Source organism: Clostridioides sp. ZZV15-6598, from assembly GCF_020657705.1.
Classification (GTDB): Bacteria; Bacillota; Clostridia; order Peptostreptococcales; family Peptostreptococcaceae; genus Clostridioides; species Clostridioides difficile_F.
Genome location: NZ_JAGWCS010000286.1, coordinates 1 through 1,033, shown reverse-complemented (window position 1 = coordinate 1,033; position 1,033 = coordinate 1). Strand labels below are relative to the sequence as shown.

At 27.4% G+C, this 1,033-nt stretch carries 2 tRNA genes; both read right to left on the bottom strand.

The features are described from left to right. Positions 1 to 790: 790 nt before the first annotated feature. Positions 791 to 864 (bottom strand) — tRNA-Arg (locus KGF50_RS21600). Between the two features lie 9 nt (positions 865 to 873). Beyond that, a tRNA-Gly gene (locus tag KGF50_RS21595) sits at positions 874 to 948 on the bottom strand. Positions 949 to 1,033: the final 85 nt, after the last annotated feature.

Below are 1,033 nucleotides of genomic sequence, written 5' to 3'. Positions count from 1 at the left end.
CATTAAAAATATTGCTCATTAAATATATATTTTTTATTAAAGTTAAATCTAGTTTAAATAATTCAAATCATCAAGGCGCGAATACAAAATAGTACTCGCGCCTTGATGCAATTTTATACTATAAAAATCTATTTCAAAATACATATTATCTTTCAGTATATGTTTCCTACAATAGATTTAATAATCTATTTATTAATTATATAAAATTGTAACATTATTTTCATTAATATTATATTGGTAATATTATTTTTATCTTGCACCAATAATTTACCTTATAAATAATTTATATCAACTTCTATTAATATCTTACTTATGTATCTTTTCTAGGACTTATCTTTTATAATAAAAATAATTAAAACAGTTTATCTATTTTCAAAGTCATACATAGATTACTTATAAGTACAACAATTCGTTTAATACAATCTACAAATACCATATTATCAAGTATTTAGAATATCTAGTCTTTCATAATACATTTCATCATTCTTTTTCAGTATAAGAAATTAATTTATAAATTTAAATAGTATTCTAATGTTTTAGTACTATAAAGTATACAGTATAATGTATATGAGCCTATTTACTAATAATTAAGTCTATGCAATAAATCTTTCTATAAACTTCTTGTAGACTATTATACATTACCATTAATATGATTACAATATTAATGAATATAATGTAACTCTTATATAATTTGATATTTATAAAGAAAAAGACACAGGTGATATGTATGTATCCTGTGTCTTTTTAAACAATATAAAAGTTTACTATAAATATAGTAAACTTTTCTTAATGAGCGCACAGGGATTCGAACCCCGGACACACGCCTTAGAAGGGCGTTGCTCTATCCAGCTGAGCTATGCACCCAAGTTATTATGGAGCGGGAAACGAGATTCGAACTCGCGACTTCAACCTTGGCAAGGTTGCGCTCTACCACTGAACTATTCCCGCATATTTAATTTGGCGACCTGGAAGGGGTTCGAACCCTCGACCTCCAGCGTGACAGGCTGGCATTCTAACCAACTGAACTACCAGG